This window comes from Ruegeria sp. AN11, from assembly GCF_056536005.1.
This window is the reverse complement of sequence record NZ_JBQFJD010000001.1, coordinates 1671098-1694542: the sequence shown is the minus strand read 5'-3', so window position 1 is coordinate 1694542 and position 23445 is coordinate 1671098. Positions and strand designations below refer to the sequence as shown.

Below are 23445 nucleotides of genomic sequence, written 5' to 3'. Positions count from 1 at the left end.
AATGACGCGAACTTGATCCGGCCGATGCCAATTCGACGCGGCAATGTGCTTCGCCCTGTGATAAAACCGATTTGTCGGCATGGGAGCGCGGCGTGGCAGAAAAAGTGAACCTAACGCGAAGGCGGGTAGTTTTGGGTGTTGGTGCCGCCATCGCTGCCGGCTTTGCGATACGGCAGTACCGTCTGATTCCACAGGATTATTCCGGTGGACGGGTTCAGGTCGCCGGCGCGTATCAACAGGCAGTTTCGGGGGACATCCTGCTGGTGGATATCCGTACCCCCCGGGAATGGCGCGCAACCGGGATTGGCAGGGGCGCGCATCCGCTTGATATGCGCCGCGAGGACTTCGTGCAGGCGCTCACGCAGCTTGCAGATGGCGATCGGTCTGCGCCTGTTGCGCTGATCTGCGCCCGCGGCGTCCGGTCGGCGCGGCTGAGCAATCAACTGACGGCTGCCGGTTTTACCAATATTGTCGACGTCCCCGAAGGCATGCTGGGCTCGGCCGCCGGACCGGGTTGGCTGCGCGCAGGGCTGCCGGTCGAAGCTTACAAAGAGGACATTTGATGAAAGCGAAATTCTGGCTGGCGCTGAGCCTTTCATTCGCCGGACAAACGGCTTTGGCCACTTGTGCCGAATCTGAAGGTACGTGCGAGACCCCGTCCGGCGAATACCACATCGAATTGCCAAAGGCCGAAAACCCGCCGCTGGTCGTGTTCCTGCATGGCTATGGCGGCAGCGGCAGCGGTACGATGAAGAACCGCAATATGGTCGATCCGCTGCTCGCGCGTGGCTATGCGGTGATGGCACCCGAAGGGGCAATCAGCAACGGGCGCAAAAGCTGGAACTTCTATCCCGGCTGGGAGGGGCGGGACGATACCGCCTTTCTGACCGAAGTGGTGCAGGACGCAGCCGACCGATTTGGCATCGACAGCGACCGGGTTGTGCTGGGCGGGTTTTCCGCAGGCGGGTTCATGGTGAACTATCTGGCCTGCGATGCGCCAGAGACGTTTTCGGCCTATGTGCCCGTGTCAGGAGGCTTTTGGCGGCCAAATCCCGAAAGCTGCGCAGGGCCGGTCAAGCTGTTTCACACCCATGGCTGGGCAGACAATGTAGTCCCGTTGGAGGGGCGCATACTGGGTGGGGGCCGGTTCCATCAGGGGGATATCTTTGCAGGGTTTGAAATCTGGCGGGAAGCCAATGAATGCCCGGATACCAAACCATCCGGGTTTTCGATCACGGGCAATTTCATGCGCCGAAACTGGACAGGCTGCGCCGAAAACAGCGCGCTGGAGTTTGCGCTGTTTCCTGGTGGTCACGGTGTTCCCAAAGGGTGGGCGGACATGATGGTGGACTGGTACGAAGGCCTGCCCGGAAGCTGATCATTCCGCCGGGGTCATCGTCCCCTTGCCCTCGATTAGGCGTTTCAGTTCGTCACGGTGGCGGCGGGCCGAACGGGTGATTGCGGGTTCGGCGAAGTCCTCGCGCATACCGACCATGCGCCGGGCCGTTCCTGCGGACACGCCGCTAAGCGCGGACAGCGGTATAGCCAGGGCCAGGCTGATGGCGATCGGGGCCAGCCAGACCGATACCAGCCCGGCCAGAATCCCAACGCTCAGTGCGATCCCGCTGATCGTTTCCAGAGCGTGGCACAGAACAAGGGTGCGCAGGCTATAGCTACCGCCGTCGCGGGCTTGCGGGGACCAACCTTTTTGGATGCCCAACGCTGTTCGGAAGACTGCGATCATCTGTTGTACCATCAGGATCGGGGCATAGAGGATCGACAGGATCACCTCGGACAGAAACGAGATGAAAAACCGCCGCCCGCCACCGAAATCGGAATAGCGAACACCGCTAAGGGGCAGGGCCACGACGCCCAGTACCTTGGGCGCCAGCAACATTGCATACATGACCAGAATGATCAGCACGTGGCGGGTTTCAGTCATTTCCGGCCATTGCGGAAATAGCGGGTTGTCTGGGCTGAAATAATGTAGAACCGACGCATCCTCGCCCTGACCGATCAGCGCCCACATGACCAGCAGCGCGAACCACAGCGGTGACATCAGATAGCCGACCGCACCATGAAACATGTGGAAGCGGGACACCGCGCGGAATCCGGCAGAGCCCAGCAGTTTCAGGTGCTGCAGGTTGCCCTGACACCAGCGGCGGTCGCGCATGGCGTGGTCAATCAGGGTGGGCGGTGTCTCTTCATACGATCCGCGAATACGCGGCAGGAAACGCACACCCCAGCCGGCGCGGCGCAGCAACCCGGCCTCGACAAAGTCGTGGCTCATGATCAGTTGGTCCTGCCCACTGAAAGATCGCAGTTTGGGCAGCCCGGCGCAGCAGGCAAAGGCACGGGTTCGAATGATGGCATTGTGGCCCCAGTAGTTGCCTTCCTGCCCGCACCAGCGGGCCAGTCCTTCGGCAAAGGCAATGCCATAAACTCCGTTGGCGAATTGCTGCATCCGGGCAAAGACCGACTGCGCACCGATCAGTTGCGGATAACTCTGGATCAGGCCCGCGCCCGGATCACGCGCCAGAGAATCCGTCAGGCGGGCGATGGCGCGGCCGGTCATCAGGCTGTCGGCATCCAGCACCAGCATCGCATCCCAGTCCGCGCCCCAACGGCTAACCCAGTCGGCGATGTTGCCGACCTTGCGGTCGGTGTTCTGTTCGCGGCGGCGGTAATACAACTCCAGCCCGGGTGCGAGCGAGGTTCGCAGCGCCTCGACGCTGGCCTGTTCCTGCGCGGCAATCTCGGGGTCGCGCGTGTCGGACAGGATGAACATGGCATAGTGATGCTGGCCGCCGCGCGCCCGCAATTCTTCCAGCATGGTCCGGGCATTGCCCAGAACGAACCACGGCACTTCGTTATAGACCGGCATCAACAACGCGACGCGCAGCGGGGTCGGGCGGGTCTGGTGTTTGGGCTGCTCCTGTCGCGCAAGCGACGCCATGCCCAGAAGAACTGTGCAGACCGTGAACGAGATCCAGAAGAAATTGAACGAGATCAGCGTCAGCAGAATGCCCTCGATCAGGTTGATCCCTTCGGCCCCGAACCAGTCGGACATCACCCACAACAGGCCCAGCGTTGCGGCCATCGCGGGTGAAAAAGCCAAGGCGCGCCAGAACCCGGCAGACGGATTGTCCGTCCGGGACGGAACCTGTGCGTCACGGAACCCGGCGCTAAAATCCTGCGCCGGCATGGCCAGAGGCGCCTCGAGGGGCATGATATGCAGATCGCGGTTCATGTGGTCCATCTGTACAGCCAGACCTCGGAGGCCGGTTGTTTTCCGACAAGCAACTGCGCGCGCAGTTCGACATGATCCCGTTCGGCGGGTTCAAATGAAAATGCCAACCGCATCCCGCCGGTATCGGGGTTGCGTTGCAACACACCGTCCGAGGTTTCGGCATGAGGCGAATCCACAAAGATCGAAATCGCCTCGGGGTCGTCGAACAAGTCGCTGGCCTCAAAGTCGATGACGGCCAGACGTCCTTCGCCGAACGTATTTTCGCCCATCGCCGTGTTGATTACCCGGGCCATCGGCGTACGCTGTGGATTGTCGCCCCAGATCAGGCGGTAGGATGTATCGATCTGGCTGCCCGCAGCATACGGGGCAGCCGGTCGCCAATAGGCAACGATGTTGTCGTAGATCTCCTGATCGGCAGGAATTTCGACCAGCGTAACCGAGCCTTTGCCCCAGTCGCCTTTGGGTTCGACCCACAGGCCGGGGCGTTTGTGATAGTTCGCTTCAAGATCAGCGTAATCCGAGAACTCACGCTTCCGTTGCATCAGGCCAAAGCCGACCGGGTTGGTGTCGACGAAGGAGGAAATCTGCAACCGCGTCGGGTTCGCCAGCGGCCGCCACAGCACTTCACCCGCGCCGTTGCGCACCAGCAGCCCGTCGCTGTCATGCACGGCGGGCCGGAAATCGTCGAAGCGGCTGTGATTGGTCTGATCGAACAGGAACATCGAGGTTCCGGGCGCGATGCCCACATGGGTCAGGTCCTCGCGCGGGAAGAGGGTCGCCTCGACCTCCATCACGCAATCCGCGCCTGCGGTGACATCAAAGCGGTACGCGCCTGTCACGCTGGGGCTGTCCATCAGCGCATGGACGATTATGTTGCGTTGGCCCGGCGCGGGGCGCTCCAGCCAGAAACGGATGAATTCGGGGAATTCCTCGCCATCCGGGTCGCCGGTCTTCAGCGCCAGCCCCCGCGCCGATAACCCATAAACCTCATGCAGGCCAATGGCGCGGAAATAGCTGGCACCTTGCCAAACGCAGAACTCATCGGTTTTACCGGGGCGGTGCATCTCGGTGCGCAAGCGCAGACCGGAGAAGCCCAGAGTGTCGTCCACGGGCAGGTGTGGCACGTCTTCGGATTTGTCGAACATCGCCAGATCGAACGCGACCGGCGTCGTCATGCCGTTTTCAACGGTCGAGACCTGAACAGTACGCGGAAAATAAAGGCCCGGGGTAAAGAAATCGACGTTGAAGGGTGTCTCGGTCTCGTACCACAGCGCCCGGTCCAGCCGGAACCGGATCGAGCGATACTGCTGATATGTCAGGTCCTGCCATTCCTGCGGCACCATCTCGCGTTCCGCATAGGGGCGGCTGGCCAGATCGCGGGCAAGCTTAATCACATCATTGCGGTCAAACGGAACCTCACCGCCAGTCGCAAACGCGGATGGGGCAAATGCCAGTGCCGTCGATAAGGTCAGAAATGCGCGGCGTGTAAGAATCATTTCTTAGATTTCCATGGTTGCGATTTGAACCATGCGGCCAGATAGGCCACACCGATGATCATGGCAAAGCCAATTATGTTGGCGGCAAAGACAGCGGCGGAATCCCGCCCGGTCTGGTCCAGCCCGACGCCGATAAGTCGTGCCGCTGCCATCGAAAATACGAAGACTGCCAGCGATTGCTGACCCACCTTGGTGATGACGGTCAGCAGCCATTGCCAGATCCGCGCCGCCACGCCGTGACCCGAGGCGATCAGGCGATGCCCGTGTTCCCCGGCGGCGACCCAGCCCAGATAGGCCAGTGACAGGAAATGGAGATAACGGAACAGTCCGAATTCGGTTTTGCTCCGCAATTCCTCGGTCAGGGGCCAGGCCTTGCGGATCAGCGCGCCCAGTTCCGGTGCTGCGGAATTCACCCAAAGGAACACCTTCCACGAGCCGAAGGGCGCGGACAAGATCAGGAACAGCGCCGCGATCCAGATCAGTGTTTTCGACACAGGCGGCGCGGGAATCCAGCCGCGCATGAATGCAAAACCGGTAAAGAACAGCAATTGCCAGCCAAATGGGTTGAAGAACCACTGGCGGTCCGACCACGGCTCGGCGGGCAGGGCCAGCACTCCGAACTGGGCGACAAGCCAGATCGTGATCGAGGTTGCCGCAACCGCCCAGAAACCGATCCGGGACAGGCCCATGAACAAGGGCATCATCGCAAGAACCACCAGATACATCGGCAGGATGTCGAAATAGTTCGGTACATAGGTGAGTGTGAAAATCCCGACCATCTGCGGCGCAGGATCGTTGAAGAAATGCTGCAGGTTCAGAGACGAGACATAGGTTTTCTCGAGCGTGCCGGTTTGGTCCAGTGCGGCCATGGTCATGGCGACAAAGAAAAACAGGCCGATATGTGCCCAATAGACCTGCCAGATGCGGAAGGCGACCCGGGCGGTGCCCAGCCACCAGCCTTTGCGCAGAAAGGCCCCGCCAAAGGCAATCGCCGAGGCCATGCCGGAACAGAACACAAAAATCTCTGTCGCATCCGAGAAGCCGAAGCGTGCCGGAATCCATTTGGCCCACGGATCGTTCGGGATATGCGCGATCAGAATGATGAACATCGCGATGCCGCGATAGAAATCCAGCCGCGGATCGCGCGTGCTGGCAGGGGTCGCAGCCGAAGCTGCAACCGATGCAAAATCAGTAGCGGGCGAAACAGTCGCCATACGTTCTCTGTCCTTCCTGGTCTTTTTGTTGTTATTCGGCGGGCACGCTTTGCATGTCACCGCTGTCGCGTGCCGCTGCGATCAGTGCCCGACGCGCGAGGGCATAGTTGTCCTCGCCTCCGGCCCGCTTGGCACGACGGTCGTCAAGAATGTGCTCAACCTCATCCAGACGTCCGGCGCGCAGGCCGGAATCGATTGTAATACGTTCAAAAACATCACGTTGCGCATGGCTGCCACCTGCCAGTTGCATTGATCCGCGCGCGGCACACAGATGGTCAAAGGCGGTGCCATGCTGTCCTTCGGCAAATGCCTCAAGACCAAGTGCCGCGGCTACGCCGGGATCGGCCATGCGGCGGGTAGTGTCATCCTTGGCGCGTTTTGCGTCTTGCTGGATGCGGTTCAACATTTTTGCCGTGGCGTCTGCGCGATTGTCGCCGGTCAGCGCCAGCAGGTAATGCAGGTCCGCGAAAATCAAACAGCCATCTTCGGTTCGCGCGGCGGACAAATCGGCCAGTTCTTCCCAACGATTTCCGACATTTACACCCTCAAGTTCCAACCGCATCAGCAACGAGGTTCCGTTCGAGATGTCTCGGTAATCGTCGGTCTTGTCTTGGCGGATGTGGTGATCATACAGCTCCATCACCTGATCGATCTGACCCAGATCAAGATGCATCAGCGCCTTGTGCCACCACACGTGATAGCGGAAGTTGTTGCAGTGCGACCAGGCGTTTTCGCGACCGGCCAGCCAGTCCAGACCCAACTGCGCGTTACCGGTCATCTCATGCACATGCGCGACCGCATGCAGACCCCATGCGTCGTCCGAGACCATCCACAGTGCCTGACGGCCCGCGATTTCGGCCTTTTCATAGGCACCGGTTTCCTCAAGCGCGAACGAGTGGCAGCCCAGCAGGTATCCGCGCCCCGGATGATCTGGCGCATAAGCCGGCAGGATGCGTTCGATCGACCGGCGCATGCCCGGGGAATCGCCCAGCACAAATCGGGTTGCGTGGCTGAGTTTCATGGCCAGCGTATCCTGCGGATGGTCGCGCAGCACCGCTTCGAACTTCTGAACCGCCTGCTCTAACTGACCGGCCAGATAAAGCGCCAGTGCATCGACATAAAGACGTTCGCGGGCCGAGATCGGCTGCCGCGCCATTGCGGCATTTGCAGCCGTCAGCGCTTCGACTGCGACAGGCATCATTTCACGCCGGCCCAGCAATGCCATGAACAATCCTTTGATGGCATGACCCAGCGCAAAATCCGGCTCAAGCTCCAGCACTTTGCCCAAGTGCTGGGGCGTGACCGCTGAATGCGCCATGAACCCAAGCAGAACACCATTCCACGCTTCGACGCTTGCCGGCTGGGTCAAAGTGTTCATTTGTCCAAAAACGTCTTGTTTCATACTTGGGTCCAATCTGATTGCGATATTTGACACTGTTCGATTTATCAGAGTGTGCCGACGGGACGTAACAGTATCGACCCTGCTCTCGAATTGGTGAAAGGCTGTGTGTGTAAAACGCGAAAAAAACCGCCGATTCAAGGGCATGTTTCAGCAACATGCCGCCGAAACGGGCACTGTGTTTCAATCGTCGAAGGGATTTTTGGCGCTCAGAACGGCCTGGGTATCGGCGCCAAATACTGGCGGAGCCGCACGATAGGTGACCGGCGTGCGCGATAAATTGAGCGGATTTCCGATCAGTTGCACCGGTCCGGGTTGCGCTTGCATGGCGATCTGCATGTTGCGGGCCGCCGCCTGATCGGTGGCAAAAACCTGATCCAATGTTTGTACCGGACCAACGGGAACTTTCAGGTTTTCCAGACCCGCGATCACCGTTGCGGTGTCCATGCCTTGCAGGGCAGGCCGCAGCACTGCGTTCAGGGCATCGCGGTTTTCAAGGCGGACCGGGTTTGTTGAAAAACGGGGATCGTCGGCAAGGTCTTCGCGGTTGATGAAACGGCAGAACCTTTGAAACTGTGAGTCATTGCCAACCGCCAGAATGACGTGGCCGTCTGACGTTTCATAGACGTCGTAGGGCACGATATTGGGATGCCCGTTGCCTCGCCGTTGCGGAACGTTGCCGGATGTTAGGTAGTTCACACCTTCGTTGATCAGCCATGCGATCTGCGCGTCGACCAGCGCCAGATCGATCTGCTGTCCTTCGCCGGTCTGGTCGCGGTGCCGTAAAGCCGCCAGTATGCCGACGGTGGCGTACATGCCGCACATCACGTCGGCAATGCCGACACCAACTTTCATCGGCGCGCCTTCGGGGTCGCCGGTCAGCGACATGATCCCGCCATAGCCCTGCGCCATCAGATCATAGCCGGGTTTGCTCGCATTAGGTCCGGTTTGCCCATAGCCCGAGATCGAGCAGTACACGAGCCCCGGAAGCTCCTGTGACAGAGATACATAGTCCAGCCCGTATTTGGCCAGCCCGCCGGGTTTGAAGTTCTCGATCAAAATATCCGCGTACGAAGCCAGTCGCTTGATTTCGGCCTGACCCTTGGCGGTCGTGATATCGATCGCCACTGATTTCTTGTTGCGGTTGGCTGCCATGAAATAAGCACTCAGGTCCGAGCGGTTTCCGTCCGCATCCTCGACATATGGCGGGCCCCACTGCCGTGTGTCGTCGCCACCCGTTGCCGGGTTTTCGATCTTGATGACACTGGCGCCCAAGTCGCCCAGCAATTGCGTGCAGGTCGGCCCGGCCAGAATACGGCTGAGATCCAGAACCTTGACGCCTTTCAGCGGCCCTTCAGATGCGGCCATCGTAACCTCCGCGCTCAATCTCAGCGGCGATGAGCGTGAATGTGTCGGCTTTTACGGCGGCATCCAGTGCAGCGCGCAATTCGGCGCGATTGCGAACAGTGTGGCCATTGCCGCCAAAGGCGCGCCCCATGGCGGCAAAATCGTGGCGGTCGAAGTCAACGCCCCGGTTGCCCATCTGACGCTGGCGCTGCTTTAGCTCAATCAGCGCAAGGCTGGCATCGACAAAGACCAGAAAGATCGGATTGCCACCCATTTCAGCAGCCGTCGAAAGCTCACCGGCGACCATCAGGAAACCGGCGTCGCCGGAAAAGCTGATCACGGGATGGTCCGGTTCTGCCAGTTTCAGGCCTATGGCCATCGGCACGGCGCAGCCCATGGTGCACAGGGCCGAGGATTGTATCAGCCCGCGCGGCTCAGAACATTCCCACATCTGGCTGAGCAGGATGCGATGCGCGCCGCTGTCGGCCGTCGCCAGGGTTTCAGGTGGAAGCGCTGCGCGGGATTCCGCGATCACTGCGGCGGGTCCCCAGTCGTCATCCATCGGGAACGCTTGCGCCAGTGCCGCTTTCACTTGTTCGGGCTCACCACCAGGCCACGTCGCGCGCGCGGGATTGCCCTTGGCGATGGCCTCCAGCGTGGCCGCTGTGTCGGCAACCAGATTGAGCCCGGCCTGATGCATGTAGTGATCGTTGACGACCGCCGAGATGTCGATCACGCGCTTTTCCTCGGGGTCCCAGATCTCGCGCCAGCCGGGGCGCATTTCGATTGGGTCATAACCCAGGCACAGGACCAGATCGGCCTGCTCCACCAATGGCACCAGATGCTTGTCCGCCAGCGGGGACAGCCCTGCAGCGCCCAGACACAGGGGATGATCCTCGGGCACCACACCCTTGGCCTTGTAGGTGGTTACAAAAGGAATTCGGAAGTGCTCAAGAAAGGCCCGCACTACACAGCGCGAGTCGTCATAGAGGACATCAAGCCCGATGATGGCCAGCGGACGCTCGGCGTCGGCGACCCAGCGCCGGGCCTTTTCAAGGCAGTTCCCTTCGGGGGCAACGGCGGCGGGCTTGGTCAGCCGGCGCCGTTTCGTGTTGCTGACACGCGTATCGGCAACCGAGATCGGCACGTCGATATGCACGGGGCCAGGACGTGGCTGATTGGCGAGCGACACGGCCTTGTCTGCGACGATATCCGCGCCCTCGGCGGTCATTACAAACGTGCCCTTCGTGATCGAGCGGTAGACCCGGGAGTGGTCCATAACCTGATGCGTATAGGTCAGCGCTTCGTCCGCGTCGACGCAGCCGGTCAGCACGATCATGGGAACCCGGTCCTGCAGTGCGTTCGCCACCACGTTGATCCCGTTCATCGCACCGGGGCCCAATGTCGCCACCAGAATCGCAGGCGCACCATCGCGATGATGTACCGCCTCGGCCATAAAACCGGCCGAGTTTTCGTGTTTGGCCAGATGAAAGGTTATACCAGCCTTCTCAAGCGCGTCGACCAGTGTCAGAACTTCTCCTCCGGGCATACCGAAAGCATGGCGACAACCGGTCTCGTACAGGCGTTGGGCCAGAATATCCGCCGCGCGGGGTGAAAGGTCCTGCATCCGTCATGCTCCGATACACAAGTTGCACAGCAGATTGCGGAGGACGCCGTCGGACGCAAGGCAGATCACGGCAGTGTGACTATTTGACTGCCGCTTCGGCCACGGCCTGAAACTTTTCGTCCAGTTCCCGGGCAATTTCGCTCAGCTTTGCGCCACCTTCTGAGGCATAGGGAGCAAACACAAATCCGGGCGTTTTATAGGACAGGGTGGCAGTTCCGTCTTCGTTTTCGGTCACGTAAAACCTGATCGGCGCCTCGATCATCGCGTTGGTCGATGTTTCCAGCACGCGCACCGCATAATCGTTGTTGAATGCGCCGATCACCTGGTTGCCGGGAATGGTGATCCCGCGCGCAGCGGCGGCCTTTGTTGGCCCGGCTTGCGTCACCACGATCAGCCCGTTTGCCTTTACCGCTGTTTTGGTGGCGTCCACCAGGTCCTCATATGACTTGTCGGTCACGTAAACCGCCCAGCCTTCGGGGATGTCGGGATCATCAGCCCAAACGGGATAGGCCAGCAGACAGAACAGGACCCGGAGCAATCTCATCACATTGCCTCATTTGGTGTGACTGACCCTGTGATGCCAGAAATTCAGTACTGGCGCATTCACATTCTTGTGGGGTGGCCCGTCGGAGGAGTGCACCGTCCATCAGACGTTCGATTGGAGCCATGAGGCTTTTCGCATCGAAGCGTCCCGCCTGATCAACAAACTCACCTGCTATGCCACTTTGCGTCAGACCGCGCGCCTTTTCAGCAGATAGATATCCATGATCCAGCCATGCTCGGCTCGTGCGCGGGCGCGGGTCTCCAGAATCTCCTGCGCCACCTCGGAAAGTTGGCCATGGATCAGCAGCTCTTCCTTCATGCCGACGAACGCGCCCCACCAGATGTCATAATCCTTCATCTCCAGAGACTGGAACGAGCATTCACCATCCAGCATGACCGCCACCTTGGTCGCGGCTTCGGGCCAGCCCTGTTCGCGAAGCCTTCGGCCAGTCGTGACAACATAAGGCGCGCCAATATCGTTGACCGGAATTCCGTGCGCTGCGGTCAGAGCTTGCAACGCGGTGATGCCGGGGATTACCCTTTTCTGTGGCTGGGGGGTCAGTCGCGCGGCAATTCGCAAAGAACTGTCGTAAAGCGACGGATCACCCCAGATCAATAGCGCCACATTCCGGGTCTCTGGATCAGCCTCCATCGCCTCCTGCCAACGCAGGGCGATGGCGTCGTGCCACTCATCAACACCGCGCAGATAGCCGTCCTCGGCCCGGCGTTCAGGAATGTCGAAATAAGCGATCCGGGGCGGGGTATCTGTCACCTGCGCGATGATCTCTTCACGCAGTCCTGCCAGATCGGCCTTGTTCTCGCCCTTGCGCGGGATCAGGATCAGATCGGCCTCACGGATTGCCTTTGCCCCCTGAAAAGTCACGTGATCCGGGTTGCCCGTGCCAATGCCGATCAGGGACAGCTCATACATTGTCAAACTCCGCCAGCGGGCCATACAGGATCAGGGCCGGGGCTGTGCCGATTTCGGATTGCAACTGTTCCGCCAAAGCGCCGATGGTGGCACGGCGAAGCTTCTGGTCGGGGGTCGAGACGGACTCGGCCATCAATGCCGGAGTATCCAGCGGCAAGCCATGGGAGTGAAGTGCCTCGACTAGCAAGGGGAAGGTGCGTTTGCCCATGAAAACCACTGTTGTCGCGGAAGGGTCCGCCAGTGCGGGCAGATTCAGATCTTCCGGTAACTGGCCGCTGACATCGTGTCCGGTCACAAATTGCACGCGGCGGGCAGTCAGACGACGGGTCAACGGGATGCCCGCTGCCGCCGCGGCCGCAACGGCTGACGGAATGCCGGGAATGATTTCATAGTCGATACCAGCATCCCGCAACGCGACAAGCTCTTCTTCCAGACGACCGAACAAGCCGCCATCACCGGATTTCAGGCGCACGACATGCTGGCCAGTACGGGCATAGTCCACCAGCAATCGGCTGACATGATCCTGTTTCGGCGACGGGCGGCCGGCCCGTTTGCCTACCCCGACCAGATCGGCATCATCGCGCGCATGGGACAGGATTGGGCCACTGCTGAGATCGTCAAACAGCACCGCGTCCGCCTTTTGCAACCGATTCACCGCCTTGAGCGTCATCAACTCGGGATCGCCAGGGCCAGAGCCGATGAAGGAAACAAAACCGCTCATGCCGAGGCCTCGGCTATCAGATGAAAGAAGGTGCCTGTCACGTGTCCGCGTACCGATCCGGTCTGCGGTCCTTCGGTGCCTTCTGCGTCAAACACGCGCGCCAAAGGGGGGTCTGGCTGTTCGACAATCGACGAATAATGAAACTCATGCCCACGCAATGCCGTACCGGCGGCAAGTCCCGGCATCGGCGACAGCAATTCCGCCCGACGATAGCCCAGATTGAATTTGCGTTTTTCGTAAGATGTCACCAGACCCAGCAATCCGGCCATCCGGTGCCGGGTGCCGTCCTTGTCGATCAACCCCTCGCCCAAGGCCATGTAGCCCCCACATTCCCCGTGAACGGGCTTTGTATCGGCATGTTTGCGCAGCCCGGACAGGAACGTATCAGCCGCCGCCAGCGTTCCGGCGTGCAGTTCCGGATACCCGCCGGGCAGCCACACAAGATCAGCATCCGCGGCCGGAGCTTCGTTCGCCAGTGGCGAAAATGGCAGAACTTCAGCCCCTGCTGCGCGCCACCCTTCCAGCAGATGCGGGTAGGTGAACGAAAACGCCGCATCCTGTGCCAATGCGATCCGTTGCGCCGGAGGGCGCGGCAGCGCGGCTGACGATGGCCCTTTCGGGCCTGAGGAAGCTGCAGCCTTGATCGCTTCAAGGTCCACATGTTCGCGCAGGAATGCTGCATACCCGGCAATGGCGCTTTCCAGATCCGGGTGTTCGACCGCCTGAATCAGGCCAAGATGGCGTTCAGGCAAGGTAAGATCACCGCGCCGCGGCAGGACGCCCAGCACCGGCAGACCCGCGCGTTCCATCCCCAGACGGGTCAGGCGTTCATGCCGTGGGCTGGCACAGCGGTTCAGGATTACTCCGGCAAAGGGCAGGTCCGGATTGTACATTCGGAACCCAAGTGCCGTCGCCGCCGCAGATTGCGCCTGACCGCCTACATCCAGCACCAGTACAACGGGCCAGCCCATGCGCTGCGCTGTCTCAGCGCTGGACCCGTGCCCGAGTTCTCCTGGTTTGGCGACGCCATCGAACAGGCCCATCGAGCCTTCGGCCACAACGATATCCGCGCCTTCGGCCTGGGCTGAGATCGCGTTCAGCAAGGGGTCGCCCATCGCCCAACTGTCCAGATTGAACGAGGCCCGCCCGGCTGCCGCCCGATGAAACGCCGGGTCGATATAATCCGGCCCGCTTTTGAACGGCTGAACTGACAAACCATCTTCGGCCAGCGCACGCAAAAGGCCCAGCATGACTGTTGTCTTGCCGGTTCCCGAAGAAGGGGCGGAAATCAGCAATCCCGGGGGGTTAGTCATCGCCGTGGCTCCAGCTCGACCAGGGGCTTTCCGCACTTTGCGGGCGGTAGCGACGATCATAGGTCTTTGAATACAGGCAACTTTCGTCAAACCCTTCACCCGCCAATGCAGGACCGACAAGGATCAGCGCGGTACGCGAAATGCTCTCGTCCAGCGACTCTTTCAATGTGTTCAGCGTCGCGCGGATGATCCTCTCATCCGGCCAGCTTGCCCTATACACGACGGCGACAGGACAATTCGCGCCATAGGCCGGTGTAAGGTCGGCGATCACCTTGTCCAGATTGCCAATCGACAGGTGGATGGCAAGTGTTGCGCCGGTGCGGGCAAAGTTTTCCAGCGTCTCGCCTTCGGGCATGGACGATGCGCGGCCCGGCGTACGGGTCAAAACAACAGATTGTGCCAGTCCGGGCAGGGTCAGTTCCGTGCCAAGCGCCGCGGCGGCCGCGGCGAAGGACGGAACGCCGGGGGTGACGCTGACCGGGATGCCCATCTGTTTCAGGCGCCGGATCTGTTCGCCCATTGCCGACCAGACCGACAGGTCGCCGGAATGCAGCCGCGCCACGTCGTGACCAACCTGATGCGCGGTCTCGATCTCCGCCATGATCTGATCCAGATCCATCGGTGCGGTGTTCACGATCTTCGCGCCTTCGGGGCAATGATCCAGAATTTCTTCGGGCACCAGTGATCCGGCGTACAGGCATACCGGGCAGGACGCGATGATATCGCGCCCGCGCAGCGTCAACAGGTCGGCGGCGCCCGGTCCGGCGCCAATGAAATGAACGGTCATGTTTGTCCTCCGATGGCGACGGCGCAGGTCGCAAGCCGGTCGTCCGAAATCAGTCTGGGTGAGAGAAGCCGCGCCCCGGAACCGGCGGCGGCAAGGGCGGATGCTTCGGCCACGCTGCCGGTGCCATAAGTGGCCCGGCTGCGGTTCGAGCAGGTGAGGGTCCGCTGCCCGGCCAGATCGGCGGGCGCGATGAAATGCAGAGGCAAGGCCAGCTTTTGGGCAAAATCAGTCAGGGCAGTGTGGCCTTGCTTGTCGGCAACAGTGGCCAGCGCATCCACACGATGCCCGGATGCGGCCGCCTTGAATGCCGCCTGCAAACTGTCCGCCGTGGCGGATGACGAAAAGCCAAGGCCCGCGACGATCATAGTGTCACGCTCCATTGCACCACCGGATAAGCGGCCTTCCAGCCGCGACGCGGGCCAAGCGGTGCCGCATGAGACAGGTCAATGCGCAACAGGTCGCCGCCGCGTTCCTCGTGCCATTGGGCCAGCAATGCCTCGCTTTCCAGCGTGACGGCGTTGGCCACCAATCGCGTACCTTGGGGCAAATTGCTCTGCAGCCATTCCAGCAGGTCAACACTCAGCCCGCCGCCAATGAAAACAACGTCAGGCGGGGTCAAGCCATCCAGCGCCCCGGGGGCCGTGCCATGCACCACTTTCAGTCGATCCTGCCCCAGTGTATCGGCATTCCGGCGGATACGCTCGGCCCGGTCGGCGCGAGGCTCGATCGTGGTCGCCGTCAGGCTCGGGTCGCACATCAGCCACTCGATACTGATCGAGCCCGTGCCGCCTCCGATATCCCACAGATGTTCGCCGCGTTGTGGCGCCAGCGCAGACAGGGTCAGCGCGCGGATGGGGCGCTTGGTGATCTGCCCGTCGGTTTCGAATATCTCATCCGGCTTGCCCGAGGCTTTGGGCAGGGCGCGGCCCGCACCCGCGACGTCAAGCCCGACGCAAACCGGGTGCTCGAAGGTTCCCAGAAGCGCCTCGGTGAGCGAGACACTGCGGGCCCGCTCACGCGGGCCGCCAAGCGCCTCCATCACGTGAAGTTGCGTGTCGGCAAAGCCGGTCTCGGTCAGGTAATTGGCCAATTCGGCCACCGCCGCGCCATTGCGCAGCAGCAGGATTGCACGCAATCCCGGGGACAGATGTGGGCGCAGCCGGGTCAGAGGGGCGGCATGCAACCCGAAGGTCAAAGTGCTTTCCAAGGGCCAGCCCAGCCGCGCGGCAGCCAGGGAAAAGGTCGACTGACCCGGCAGGGCCAACCACTCACCGGGATCGAAATTGCGCGCGATCACCGACCCGGCACCGAACCAGAACGGATCACCCGAGGCCAGTACCACAGTGGCGCGACCGCGCAGCCCGGTCAGAATGGGCAACCCATCGGCAAATGGCACTGGCCACGCGATCCGCTCGGCCCCGTTTTCGGGAACCAGCGCCAGATGGCGCGGTGGCCCCATGACGACTTCTGCGCGGTCCAGCACTTGACGGCTTGCCGGCGACAGGCCATCCAGTCCATCTTCGCCCAGTCCAAGAACGGTCAGCCACGGAGCTTCATGCATGTCCCACCTCCTGATCCTTGGCGGCACGACCGAGGCCAACGCGTTGGCCAAGGCGGTTGCCGACCGGGGCATAGCTGCAAACTACTCCTACGCAGGCCGGGTGGACAATCCGCGACCGCAGCCATTGCCGGTCCGGGTGGGCGGGTTTGGCGGGGCGGAAGGGCTGGCGCGTTACATTCGTGATCACGGTGTCAGCCATGTGGTTGATGCCACCCATCCCTTTGCCGCGCAGATGAGCCGGAATGCGGTTCAGGCATGTGATGAAACAGGTATTCCGCTGGCCGCGCTGACCAGGCCAGCCTGGACCCCGCAGAACGGAGATTGCTGGACACACGTGGCGGACATCGCCGCGGCGGTGGATGCCCTGTCCGGGGCGTCTCAGCGCGTTTTTCTTGCGGTAGGCCGGATGCATCTCGGGGATTTCGCCGCCCAGCCCCAGCATCACTACCTGTTGCGGCTGGTGGATAAGCCCGAATCCTTGCCGCTGCCGGATTGCGACGTCGTCGTTTCCCGCGGACCGTTTACGGTGGAGGACGACAGGGCGCTGATGGCGCAGCACGGCACAGAACTGGTGGTGTCCAAGAACGCGGGCGGAACCGGCGCACGGGCCAAACTGGACGCAGCGCGGGCGATGGGCTTGCCGGTGCTGATGATCGATCGTCCGGTCCTGCCGCAGCGAGCCGAGTTGTCGAATGTTGCAGACGTTCTGGACTGGCTGGGTCATTCCTGATCCCTGGCCTGAGTAAACCTTGGCGTGTAGACAATTGGCCCGCGGTCCCTGTCTATCACACGGGTCAGTGAAGATCCGACAATCACCACGGTCTGCATGTCGGCCATGTCAGGTGTCGCCTCGGCAAGGGTCGAGATGCGAATGGCCTCGTCGGGCCGCGTAACCGCTCGGGCGAACAGCATCAGACGCTCTGGCTCACATTCCTCGCGCAGGATTTCCAGTGTCTTTACAAAGCCTTCTGGACGGGACTTGGAGCGAGGGTTATAGAATGCCATCGCGAAGTCCCCCTGCGCGGCCAGACGCAGACGTTTTTCAATCAAAGACCACGGCTTGAGATTGTCGCTGAGGTTGATGGCACAGAAATCATGACCCAGCGGCGCACCGGCGCGGGCCGAAGCGGCCAGCATCGCCGTAATCCCGGGCAGCACGTCAATCGGAATTTCACGCCATTCCGAGGGGCCGTTTTCCAATGCCTCGAACACGGCGGCGGCCATGGCAAAGACACCCGGATCGCCCGAAGACACAACCACCACGCGCTTGCCCTCTGACGCCATCTGCAACGCGTACTGCGACCGGTCGATCTCGACTCGGTTGTCGCTTGCGTGCAGCGTCAGGCCGGTGCGCTCTGCCACCCGGGCGACGTAGGGAATGTATCCGACAACGTCGGTCGCTTCGGCCAATGCAGCCGAAACCTCGGGAGTGACCAGATCCTCATTGCCGGGGCCTAGCCCCGCGATTTTGACCCAGCCGCTCATGGACGACGACCCTGGCCATGGACAACGATGATCGAGAAATAGGGCGTGATCTTGCCGCACGCCTCGGACAGCTTCGTCACTGTTTGGTTCGGCATTTGCGCGTATTCAACGATCCAGGCACGGTCATAAAGCCCGGCTGTCTGCAATGCGCGTTTGACCTTGTCGATATTGCGGCCGATTTTCATCACCACCAGCGCATCCGTCTGGGCCATGCGCTGGGCCAGATCGTCCTCGGGCAGGGTGCCGACCAGTACTGTCAGCACGTCATCGCCCCAGGTTATCGGATCGCCGGTTGCGGTCCACGCGCCCGACATGCCGGTGATGGCGGGCACCACCTCGACCGGAGCGTTGTCGCGCAACCGGCTGTATAGATGCATGAACGAGCCGTAAAAGAACGGGTCACCTTCGCACAGAACCACCACGTCTTCGCCGTTTTCAGACAGCGCCTTTAGATGCGCGGTGCAGTCTTCGTAGAACTCAGACAGCAATTCGTTGTAGCGCGGGTCCGTGACGGGAATTTCCGTGGTGACGGGGTATTCCATCGGGAATTCAACTGCCCCTTCCGGGATCATCCCGTTTACGATCTTGCGGGCCTGACCGCTGCGGCCCGGCTTGCGGAAAAAGGCGACGTGTTTTGCGTTGCGCAGCAGGCGATCCGCCCGAACGCTCATCAGGTCGGGATCGCCGGGGCCAAGGCCCACACCGTATATTGTGCCCATCTTCATTCCGCCCGGCTTGCGATGGCGTTGATCGCTGCCACGGTAATGGCGCTGCCGCCCAGCCTGCCTTTGACGATGCAGGACGGCACGGGCTGCGCTTCCCATAAGGCGTCCTTGGATTCCATCGCGCCGACGAACCCCACGGGGCAGCCGATGATGGCGGCGGGACGGGGGCAGCCGGGGTCTTCCAGCATGTTGAGCAGATGAAAAAGGGCGGTAGGCGCGTTGCCGATGGCGACCAGAGCGCCTTCCAGATGGGGGCGCCACAATTCCAGCGCGGCGGCGGACCGGGTGTTGCTCATCTCGGCGGCCAGCGGGCGCACGCGTTCGTCATGCAGGGTGCAGATCACCTGGTTGTCGGCGGGCAGGCGAAAACGGGTCACGCCTTCGCTGACCATGCGCGCGTCACACAGGATTGGGGCGCCGCTTTCCAGCGCCGTGCGGGCCGCGGTCACAAATCCCGGCGAGAAATGCACGAACTCTTCCAGCCCCACCATTCCGGCGGCATGGATCATGCGAACGGCGACCTGTTCCTCGTCGGCGTCGAACCGGGCCAGATCTGCCTCAGAGCGGATGGTGGCAAAGCTTTCCTTGTAGATCGCGGCACCATCGGTTTCGTATTCATAGGGCATCAGGTCAGGTCCATAGTCATGAGTGTTTCGGGGCTCAGCCCGCGCTGGCTGGGCTCATCCCCCGCGCGGCCCTGATTTACAAGATCAAATCGGCCGTTCCGGCCAATCAAAGTGACGTCGGCCGGGCCCATTCGGGCACATCCCTTGGAGCAACCGGACACGTGCAGTGTGCCGGCCACGCGCGGGGCCAGGGCACGGGCAATGTCGCGGGTTTCTGCCTGCGCCTGAGGGCAGAATGGCGCACCGGGGCAGGCATCTGTGGTCATGAGTGGGTCGGCGTCATCGGTGACAAAGTCTGCAGCAGGTATCGACGCCCCGCCTTCCAGCAGGATCAGCCGCCAGGGAGTGACACGCAGAGCAGTCGCGCCGGTCACCGCGATCAGTTCGGCAAGTGGCTGGGCGGGCAGTTGCCCGAACGCCGCGCCATAGAATGTACCCAGATCGTGAGTGCCAGGCTGAAGCGGATCGCCAGTCGCGGCAGAGTTGCTGCCCTGCCACTCCTGCGGCAGGCCTAGTGCTGCCACGACCCGCGCCATGCGGCGATTTTCCGGGGTGAAGTTCCTTGAGAACCATTGTGCCAACGCGATCAATTGGTCGATCGCCTTGGCCTCGGTGACACGTCGCCCGGTGTCAGACCCGTCCGCGCGCAGGATCAGGCCGTCAGGACCGGTCTCCAGCCGAATATCCGCTGAATCCGCTGCAAGCAGACGGTTCGGGCCGGTGTCGATGGCAAAGCCGAACTTGGCGGGCAAGTCGGGCAATTCACCCAGCCGGTCAGTCAACTCCGTAGTCAGACGGCTGGTCAGATCGCCGGTTTGATACAGCGGCGAGACGAGTATGTTGCGCCGCACTTCAATGCCGGGCTCTGCATCCAGCAAGTCCAGTGCAGAGAGTTTTTGAAGCAGAGGCTGGTGATCAGCTTCGCTCACGCCGCGCAATTGCAGGTTGGCCCGGTTGGTCAGATCGATGGTGCCGTTGCCGAATTGCCCTGCCAGCTCGCACAGGCCCAATGCCTGTTTGGCATCCAGCCGCGCCAGCCGAGGGCGCACACGAACGACCAGCCCGTCGCCGGACATCATCGGTCGATGCGCGCCGGGGCACCAGCCTTGTACGATCGGTGCGCTCATCTCAGACCCTCCAGATCGGCCCGGATCGAGTTCCGGCGCGTGTTCCAAAGCCCGGCCTCCAGCAGCGCGCGGAACCGGTCCTGCATGGCCTGATGCGCTTGCGGGTTGGCCTGTTGCAGGAACGCGTCCACCTCGACATCGCCCAGCGTCGCGTCATGGTAGAGGTCAAAAAGATGTGGCGCGACCGTACCGGACAGGTGGGCAAAAGAAGCCATGTGATCCAGCGTCGCCGCGATCTCGGCCGCCCCGCGGAAACCGTGGCGCTGCATCCCCGCGATCCAGGCGGGATTGGCGGCCCGGGCATGGACGACGCGGCTGATCTCTTCCGGCAGGGTGCGGGCGCGGGGTTTATCCGGATTGGTGTTGTCGAGATGGTAAAGTTGGACCTCGCCGCCGGTAATCTTCTTGGCCGCCGCGAAACCGGCCTCATGCGTGGCATAGTCGTTGGCCAGCAGCAGGTCGGTTTCGGTCAGGTCCTGAAGGTGCACGAAGCTGTCCGCATTGGCGACTTGTCGGGTAATGCCGTCGATATCCTGTGCGACGTGTTCGCCTTCCAGTGCGAATGAACTGGCCTGTAGCCAGGCCTCACCCGCCTGCGTGCGGGCCTCGTCGGTGTAGGTTTCCGACAAGTGTGTCATATTCAGGCCATAACTGCCCGGAGCCGGGCCAAAGACCCGCGGGTTCGGGGTCTGCCCCGCGAAGGGATTCCAGTCCGGTGCTTCGTCCCGTTGGGACAGAGCCCGAACGGCCTGGCCAAATAAAGCGGAGAGCGTCGGGAATACATCCCGGAACAGGCCCGAAACACGCAGGGTCACGTCCAGACGCGGACGGCTGAGGTCGGTAATTGGAAGCACTTCGATGCCTGATACCCGCTCTGATCCCTTGTCCCAGACCGGTTTCACGCCCAGCAGGTGCAGCGCCATCGCGAATTCCTCGCCCGCCGTGCGCATGGTGGCAGACCCCCACAGATCGACGATCAGCCCTTTCGGATAATCGCCTTCCTCCTGCAGGTGCCGCCGAACCAGTTCCTCGGCCAGTTTCACGCCTTGTGTATAAGCCGCGCGGGTCGGGACCGACCGGGGATCGGTAGTGTAGAGGTTCCGCCCAGTGGGCAGCACATCCGATCGTCCCCGATAGGGCGAACCCGACGGGCCAGCCTCAATTCGCTTTCCGGCCAGCGCGTCCAGCAACGCGGTGCGTTCGGCGTGTGCAGATGGCGCGGGGTCGAAATTGCCGGTCATTTCAGGCACGCGGCCAAAAATATGCAGCCCGTCGCCAAACTGGCTTTCCTTGATGTCGCAGACAAAGCGGTCGATGCAAGTGATTGCCTCGGCGATACAGGTGGCCTGGTCAAGACCAAGATCGCTTTCCAGACCGATGGCCTGCGCTTCCTGCCGGATATCTTCCTGCAAGCGGTCGCGTCGTTTGGGGTCAAGCCCGTCTGCGTTCGAGAATTCGTCCAGCAGCGATTCAAGCCGAACCATTCTGTCCGGCGTGCCGCTCTCCTTCATCGGGGGCGGGATGTGACCCAGCGTGACGGCTCCGATCCGGCGCTTGGCCTGTGCGGCTTCGCCTGGGTCGTTGACAATGAAGGGGTAGATCACCGGCAAATCACGGATCAGCGCCTCGGGCCAGCACTCGGCGGACAGGGCAACGGATTTTCCCGGCAGCCATTCCAGAGTGCCATGGGCGCCAATATGGATCAGTGCGTCGGCGTGCAGGCTTTTGCGCAGCCAAAGGTAAAACGCGACATAGCTGTGACGCGGTGTGCGCGAAAGGTCGTGATAGTCGTCATCGCGCAGTTCAGGCGTGCCACGTTCGGGTTGCAGCGCGACCAGCGCCTTGCCCCGGTGAAGCGCGGTGAAATGGAACGCGCCATCAACAAAGGTCGGATCATCCTCGGGCTTGCCCCAGACTGTTTGCAGGTCCGTATTAAGTTGATCCGGCAACATTGCAAGCGCGGCCTGATAATCTTCGAGCGACCAGGAAATCCGGGCGCCCAGCAATGTGTCGGCGATCGGTTCGGCAGGGGCTGTGTCATACCCGGCGCATTGCAAATCTGACAGCATCGCTTCGGCTGACGCCAGCGCATCAAGGCCCACCGCATGGGCCATCTGCCAGTCCTTGCCGGGATAGGTGGACAGGACCAGAACCGGCACCTGTTCCGCTTTGGGCCGGTCGTTCAGGTTCAGCCAACCGGTTACACGATCAATGATCGCTTCGATCCGTTCAGGTTCAGCGCGGTGGGCAAAGCGGGAATACTCCAGGTGCGGATCGCGTTTGCCCGGTTCCTTGAATGAAGCGATGCCCGCCGAGATCCGCCCATCCACTTCGGGCAGCACGACGTGCATGGCAAGGTCGGCGGGCGAAAGACCGCGTTCGGCCGCGGCCCACGCTTTGCGGCGTGAAGTTGCCAGAGCGACCTGGAAAACCGGCACACCAGCCGCGTCAAGCGGAGAGGTTCCCGACGCGCCTTTGCCCGAGAAGGAGGTGGCATTTATGATCGCCGAAGGTTCCAGTGCAACAATGTTTCGGCGCATCCAGTCGGCGGCAACAGGCACTTTGAGGGAAGGGGCAAACATGCCCATTGCCTCGAACCCTCGCGTACGCAGGCTGTGGATCAGCGCGGCGACCGGGGCGGTGTCGGCGGAGGTCAGGTAGGCGCGATAGAAAGTGACAATGATGCGTTTCGCATCGTTCGTAAATGCGGCTTCGACCGGGGTTACGCCGCGGTCAGGGCACCATACACCGCATTCCGGAAGGGTTTTGGCCCCCAACACCGGTCCGGCATAAAGACCTGCCGCCAATGCCATCTGCGCCAAAGCGGCCTGCGCCGCGACCTCGCCGCCGGTGTCGCAGAGATGCGCCAGCCGCCGCAGGGTCGAGACGGGCAGGGTGGAATAGTCGTCCAGCCGGGTATCCTCACGCCCGTCGGCGGGCAGAACCGCCAGCGCGATGCCTTTGGCCTGCGCCAGAGCAAGAACCTGCTGCAGCCCGTATGACCAGTAAGGTACCCCACCAATCAGGCGGATCAGGATACCTTTTGCGCCGTCAAGCGTTTGTTCCACATATGTGTCAACGGACAGAGGGTGTTTCAGCGCCGTCAGATTGGCCAACCGCATCGTCGGCATTCGCCCTTCCGGCCCACCGCCGCGATGCCAGCCTGCCGCGAAAGCACCGAGATCGCTGTCCGAAAAGGACAACATCACCAGATCCGCCGGGCTCTGGCCCAGATCGGTCGGGGGCTCGGTTTCTTCAAGCCCGTGGCTTTCGCGGAAGACGACGTGCATGGC

General features: G+C 61.7%; 21 protein-coding genes. 3 read left to right on the top strand and 18 right to left on the bottom strand.

Features of this window, described 5'->3' with window-relative positions; translation table 11 throughout:
- Window positions 1-92 precede the first annotated feature (92 nt).
- Together ACR3EQ_RS08425 and ACR3EQ_RS08420 are read left to right on the top strand one after the other, a co-directional pair.
- The gene (locus ACR3EQ_RS08425) at window positions 93-563 is read left to right on the top strand and encodes a rhodanese-like domain-containing protein (protein ID WP_170609582.1); all 471 of its coding nucleotides are present in this window, start codon (window positions 93-95) and stop codon (window positions 561-563) included.
- Window positions 563-1378, top strand: a complete 816-nt coding sequence (locus tag ACR3EQ_RS08420; RefSeq protein WP_170609584.1) for an alpha/beta fold hydrolase — start codon at window positions 563-565, stop codon at window positions 1376-1378. The genes ACR3EQ_RS08425 and ACR3EQ_RS08420 overlap by 1 nt, the downstream gene beginning before the upstream one ends.
- Here ACR3EQ_RS08420 and mdoH read toward each other — a convergent pair whose 3' ends face one another.
- From mdoH to cbiE, 13 genes are all read right to left on the bottom strand, one after another.
- Window positions 1379-3250: a glucans biosynthesis glucosyltransferase MdoH gene (gene mdoH / locus ACR3EQ_RS08415; RefSeq protein ID WP_170682412.1), complete on the bottom strand. Its 1872-nt coding sequence runs from the start codon at window positions 3248-3250 to the stop codon at window positions 1379-1381.
- Entirely contained in the window at window positions 3247-4746 is a 1500-nt protein-coding gene (locus tag ACR3EQ_RS08410) for a glucan biosynthesis protein G (RefSeq protein ID WP_170609588.1), read from the bottom strand. Before ACR3EQ_RS08410 ends, mdoH begins: the two co-directional genes overlap by 4 nt.
- Window positions 4743-5960, bottom strand: coding sequence for an OpgC family protein (locus tag ACR3EQ_RS08405; protein ID WP_480490335.1), 1218 nt, complete (start codon window positions 5958-5960; stop codon window positions 4743-4745). The genes ACR3EQ_RS08410 and ACR3EQ_RS08405 overlap by 4 nt, the downstream gene beginning before the upstream one ends.
- A 31-nt stretch (window positions 5961-5991) precedes the next feature.
- The gene (locus tag ACR3EQ_RS08400; RefSeq protein WP_170609592.1) at window positions 5992-7362 is read right to left on the bottom strand and encodes a tetratricopeptide repeat protein; all 1371 of its coding nucleotides are present in this window, start codon (window positions 7360-7362) and stop codon (window positions 5992-5994) included.
- Window positions 7363-7542: 180 nt separating this feature from the next.
- A complete protein-coding gene (locus tag ACR3EQ_RS08395) occupies window positions 7543-8727 on the bottom strand; it encodes a CoA transferase (RefSeq protein WP_170609594.1) in 1185 nt (394 codons plus the stop codon).
- Window positions 8714-10333 (bottom strand): thiamine pyrophosphate-binding protein, encoded by a 1620-nt coding sequence (locus ACR3EQ_RS08390; RefSeq protein WP_480490333.1) that lies wholly within the window; start codon window positions 10331-10333, stop codon window positions 8714-8716. Before ACR3EQ_RS08390 ends, ACR3EQ_RS08395 begins: the two co-directional genes overlap by 14 nt.
- Before the next feature lie 79 nt (window positions 10334-10412).
- Complete coding sequence (locus tag ACR3EQ_RS08385) at window positions 10413-10877, bottom strand: DUF302 domain-containing protein (RefSeq protein WP_170609597.1); 465 nt, start codon at window positions 10875-10877, stop codon at window positions 10413-10415.
- A 186-nt stretch (window positions 10878-11063) separates the two neighbouring features.
- Window positions 11064-11807, bottom strand: a complete 744-nt coding sequence (gene cobF / locus ACR3EQ_RS08380; protein ID WP_170609598.1) for a precorrin-6A synthase (deacetylating) — start codon at window positions 11805-11807, stop codon at window positions 11064-11066.
- Window positions 11800-12528 carry a uroporphyrinogen-III C-methyltransferase gene (cobA, locus tag ACR3EQ_RS08375; protein ID WP_170816726.1) on the bottom strand — a complete coding sequence of 243 codons (729 nt, stop codon included), beginning with the start codon at window positions 12526-12528 and terminating at the stop codon, window positions 11800-11802. The genes cobF and cobA overlap by 8 nt, the downstream gene beginning before the upstream one ends.
- Window positions 12525-13841 carry a cobyrinic acid a,c-diamide synthase CobB gene (locus ACR3EQ_RS08370; protein WP_170808264.1) on the bottom strand — a complete coding sequence of 439 codons (1317 nt, stop codon included), beginning with the start codon at window positions 13839-13841 and terminating at the stop codon, window positions 12525-12527. Before ACR3EQ_RS08370 ends, cobA begins: the two co-directional genes overlap by 4 nt.
- Window positions 13834-14628 (bottom strand): precorrin-4 C(11)-methyltransferase, encoded by a 795-nt coding sequence (gene cobM / locus ACR3EQ_RS08365; RefSeq protein ID WP_480490331.1) that lies wholly within the window; start codon window positions 14626-14628, stop codon window positions 13834-13836. The genes ACR3EQ_RS08370 and cobM overlap by 8 nt, the downstream gene beginning before the upstream one ends.
- Window positions 14625-14993, bottom strand: a complete 369-nt coding sequence (locus ACR3EQ_RS08360) for a cobalamin biosynthesis protein (protein WP_170808278.1) — start codon at window positions 14991-14993, stop codon at window positions 14625-14627. The genes cobM and ACR3EQ_RS08360 overlap by 4 nt, the downstream gene beginning before the upstream one ends.
- Entirely contained in the window at window positions 14990-16189 is a 1200-nt protein-coding gene (gene cbiE / locus ACR3EQ_RS08355) for a precorrin-6y C5,15-methyltransferase (decarboxylating) subunit CbiE (protein WP_170816728.1), read from the bottom strand. Before cbiE ends, ACR3EQ_RS08360 begins: the two co-directional genes overlap by 4 nt.
- On the opposite strand from cbiE, the gene ACR3EQ_RS08350 reads away from it, so the two are divergent.
- Window positions 16188-16919, top strand: a complete 732-nt coding sequence (locus ACR3EQ_RS08350; protein ID WP_480490329.1) for a cobalt-precorrin-6A reductase — start codon at window positions 16188-16190, stop codon at window positions 16917-16919. The genes cbiE and ACR3EQ_RS08350 overlap by 2 nt on opposite strands.
- On the opposite strand, the gene cobJ is transcribed toward ACR3EQ_RS08350, so the two are convergent.
- The 5 genes from cobJ to cobN are packed head-to-tail and all read right to left on the bottom strand — an operon-like array spanning window position 16910 to window position 23442.
- On the bottom strand, window positions 16910-17674 hold the full coding sequence (gene cobJ, locus ACR3EQ_RS08345) for a precorrin-3B C(17)-methyltransferase (protein WP_480490327.1): 765 nt from the start codon (window positions 17672-17674) through the stop codon (window positions 16910-16912). The two genes, ACR3EQ_RS08350 and cobJ, sit on opposite strands and share 10 nt — an antisense overlap.
- A complete protein-coding gene (locus tag ACR3EQ_RS08340; protein ID WP_170808268.1) occupies window positions 17671-18399 on the bottom strand; it encodes a precorrin-2 C(20)-methyltransferase in 729 nt (242 codons plus the stop codon). The genes cobJ and ACR3EQ_RS08340 overlap by 4 nt, the downstream gene beginning before the upstream one ends.
- On the bottom strand, window positions 18396-19025 hold the full coding sequence (locus tag ACR3EQ_RS08335) for a precorrin-8X methylmutase (protein ID WP_170609609.1): 630 nt from the start codon (window positions 19023-19025) through the stop codon (window positions 18396-18398). Before ACR3EQ_RS08335 ends, ACR3EQ_RS08340 begins: the two co-directional genes overlap by 4 nt.
- Window positions 19025-20152, bottom strand: coding sequence for a precorrin-3B synthase (cobG, locus tag ACR3EQ_RS08330; protein WP_170816730.1), 1128 nt, complete (start codon window positions 20150-20152; stop codon window positions 19025-19027). The genes ACR3EQ_RS08335 and cobG overlap by 1 nt, the downstream gene beginning before the upstream one ends.
- Window positions 20149-23442, bottom strand: coding sequence for a cobaltochelatase subunit CobN (gene cobN / locus ACR3EQ_RS08325; protein WP_480490325.1), 3294 nt, complete (start codon window positions 23440-23442; stop codon window positions 20149-20151). Before cobN ends, cobG begins: the two co-directional genes overlap by 4 nt.
- Window positions 23443-23445: the final 3 nt, after the last annotated feature.

Bases quoted from the DNA above. Each gene is read 5' to 3' on its own strand.
- ACR3EQ_RS08360 (WP_170808278.1), bottom strand. From the start codon at position 14,993: ATGATCGTCGCGGGCCTTGGCTTTTCGTCATCCGCCACGGCGGACAGT.
- cobG (WP_170816730.1), bottom strand. From the start codon at position 20,152: ATGAGCGCACCGATCGTACAAGGCTGGTGCCCCGGCGCGCATCGACCG.
- ACR3EQ_RS08390 (WP_480490333.1), bottom strand. From the start codon at position 10,333: ATGCAGGACCTTTCACCCCGCGCGGCGGATATTCTGGCCCAACGCCTG.
- ACR3EQ_RS08400 (WP_170609592.1), bottom strand. From the start codon at position 7,362: ATGAAACAAGACGTTTTTGGACAAATGAACACTTTGACCCAGCCGGCA.
- cobJ (WP_480490327.1), bottom strand. From the start codon at position 17,674: ATGAGCGGCTGGGTCAAAATCGCGGGGCTAGGCCCCGGCAATGAGGAT.
- ACR3EQ_RS08335 (WP_170609609.1), bottom strand. From the start codon at position 19,025: ATGCCCTATGAATACGAAACCGATGGTGCCGCGATCTACAAGGAAAGC.
- cbiE (WP_170816728.1), bottom strand. From the start codon at position 16,189: ATGCATGAAGCTCCGTGGCTGACCGTTCTTGGACTGGGCGAAGATGGA.
- ACR3EQ_RS08370 (WP_170808264.1), bottom strand. From the start codon at position 13,841: ATGACTAACCCCCCGGGATTGCTGATTTCCGCCCCTTCTTCGGGAACC.
- cobM (WP_480490331.1), bottom strand. From the start codon at position 14,628: ATGACCGTTCATTTCATTGGCGCCGGACCGGGCGCCGCCGACCTGTTG.
- cobA (WP_170816726.1), bottom strand. From the start codon at position 12,528: ATGAGCGGTTTTGTTTCCTTCATCGGCTCTGGCCCTGGCGATCCCGAG.
- ACR3EQ_RS08385 (WP_170609597.1), bottom strand. From the start codon at position 10,877: ATGAGATTGCTCCGGGTCCTGTTCTGTCTGCTGGCCTATCCCGTTTGG.
- ACR3EQ_RS08395 (WP_170609594.1), bottom strand. From the start codon at position 8,727: ATGGCCGCATCTGAAGGGCCGCTGAAAGGCGTCAAGGTTCTGGATCTC.
- ACR3EQ_RS08340 (WP_170808268.1), bottom strand. From the start codon at position 18,399: ATGAAGATGGGCACAATATACGGTGTGGGCCTTGGCCCCGGCGATCCC.
- mdoH (WP_170682412.1), bottom strand. From the start codon at position 3,250: ATGAACCGCGATCTGCATATCATGCCCCTCGAGGCGCCTCTGGCCATG.
- ACR3EQ_RS08420 (WP_170609584.1), top strand. From the start codon at position 563: ATGAAAGCGAAATTCTGGCTGGCGCTGAGCCTTTCATTCGCCGGACAA.
- ACR3EQ_RS08410 (WP_170609588.1), bottom strand. From the start codon at position 4,746: ATGATTCTTACACGCCGCGCATTTCTGACCTTATCGACGGCACTGGCA.
- ACR3EQ_RS08405 (WP_480490335.1), bottom strand. From the start codon at position 5,960: ATGGCGACTGTTTCGCCCGCTACTGATTTTGCATCGGTTGCAGCTTCG.
- cobN (WP_480490325.1), bottom strand. From the start codon at position 23,442: ATGCACGTCGTCTTCCGCGAAAGCCACGGGCTTGAAGAAACCGAGCCC.
- cobF (WP_170609598.1), bottom strand. From the start codon at position 11,807: ATGTATGAGCTGTCCCTGATCGGCATTGGCACGGGCAACCCGGATCAC.
- ACR3EQ_RS08350 (WP_480490329.1), top strand. From the start codon at position 16,188: ATGTCCCACCTCCTGATCCTTGGCGGCACGACCGAGGCCAACGCGTTG.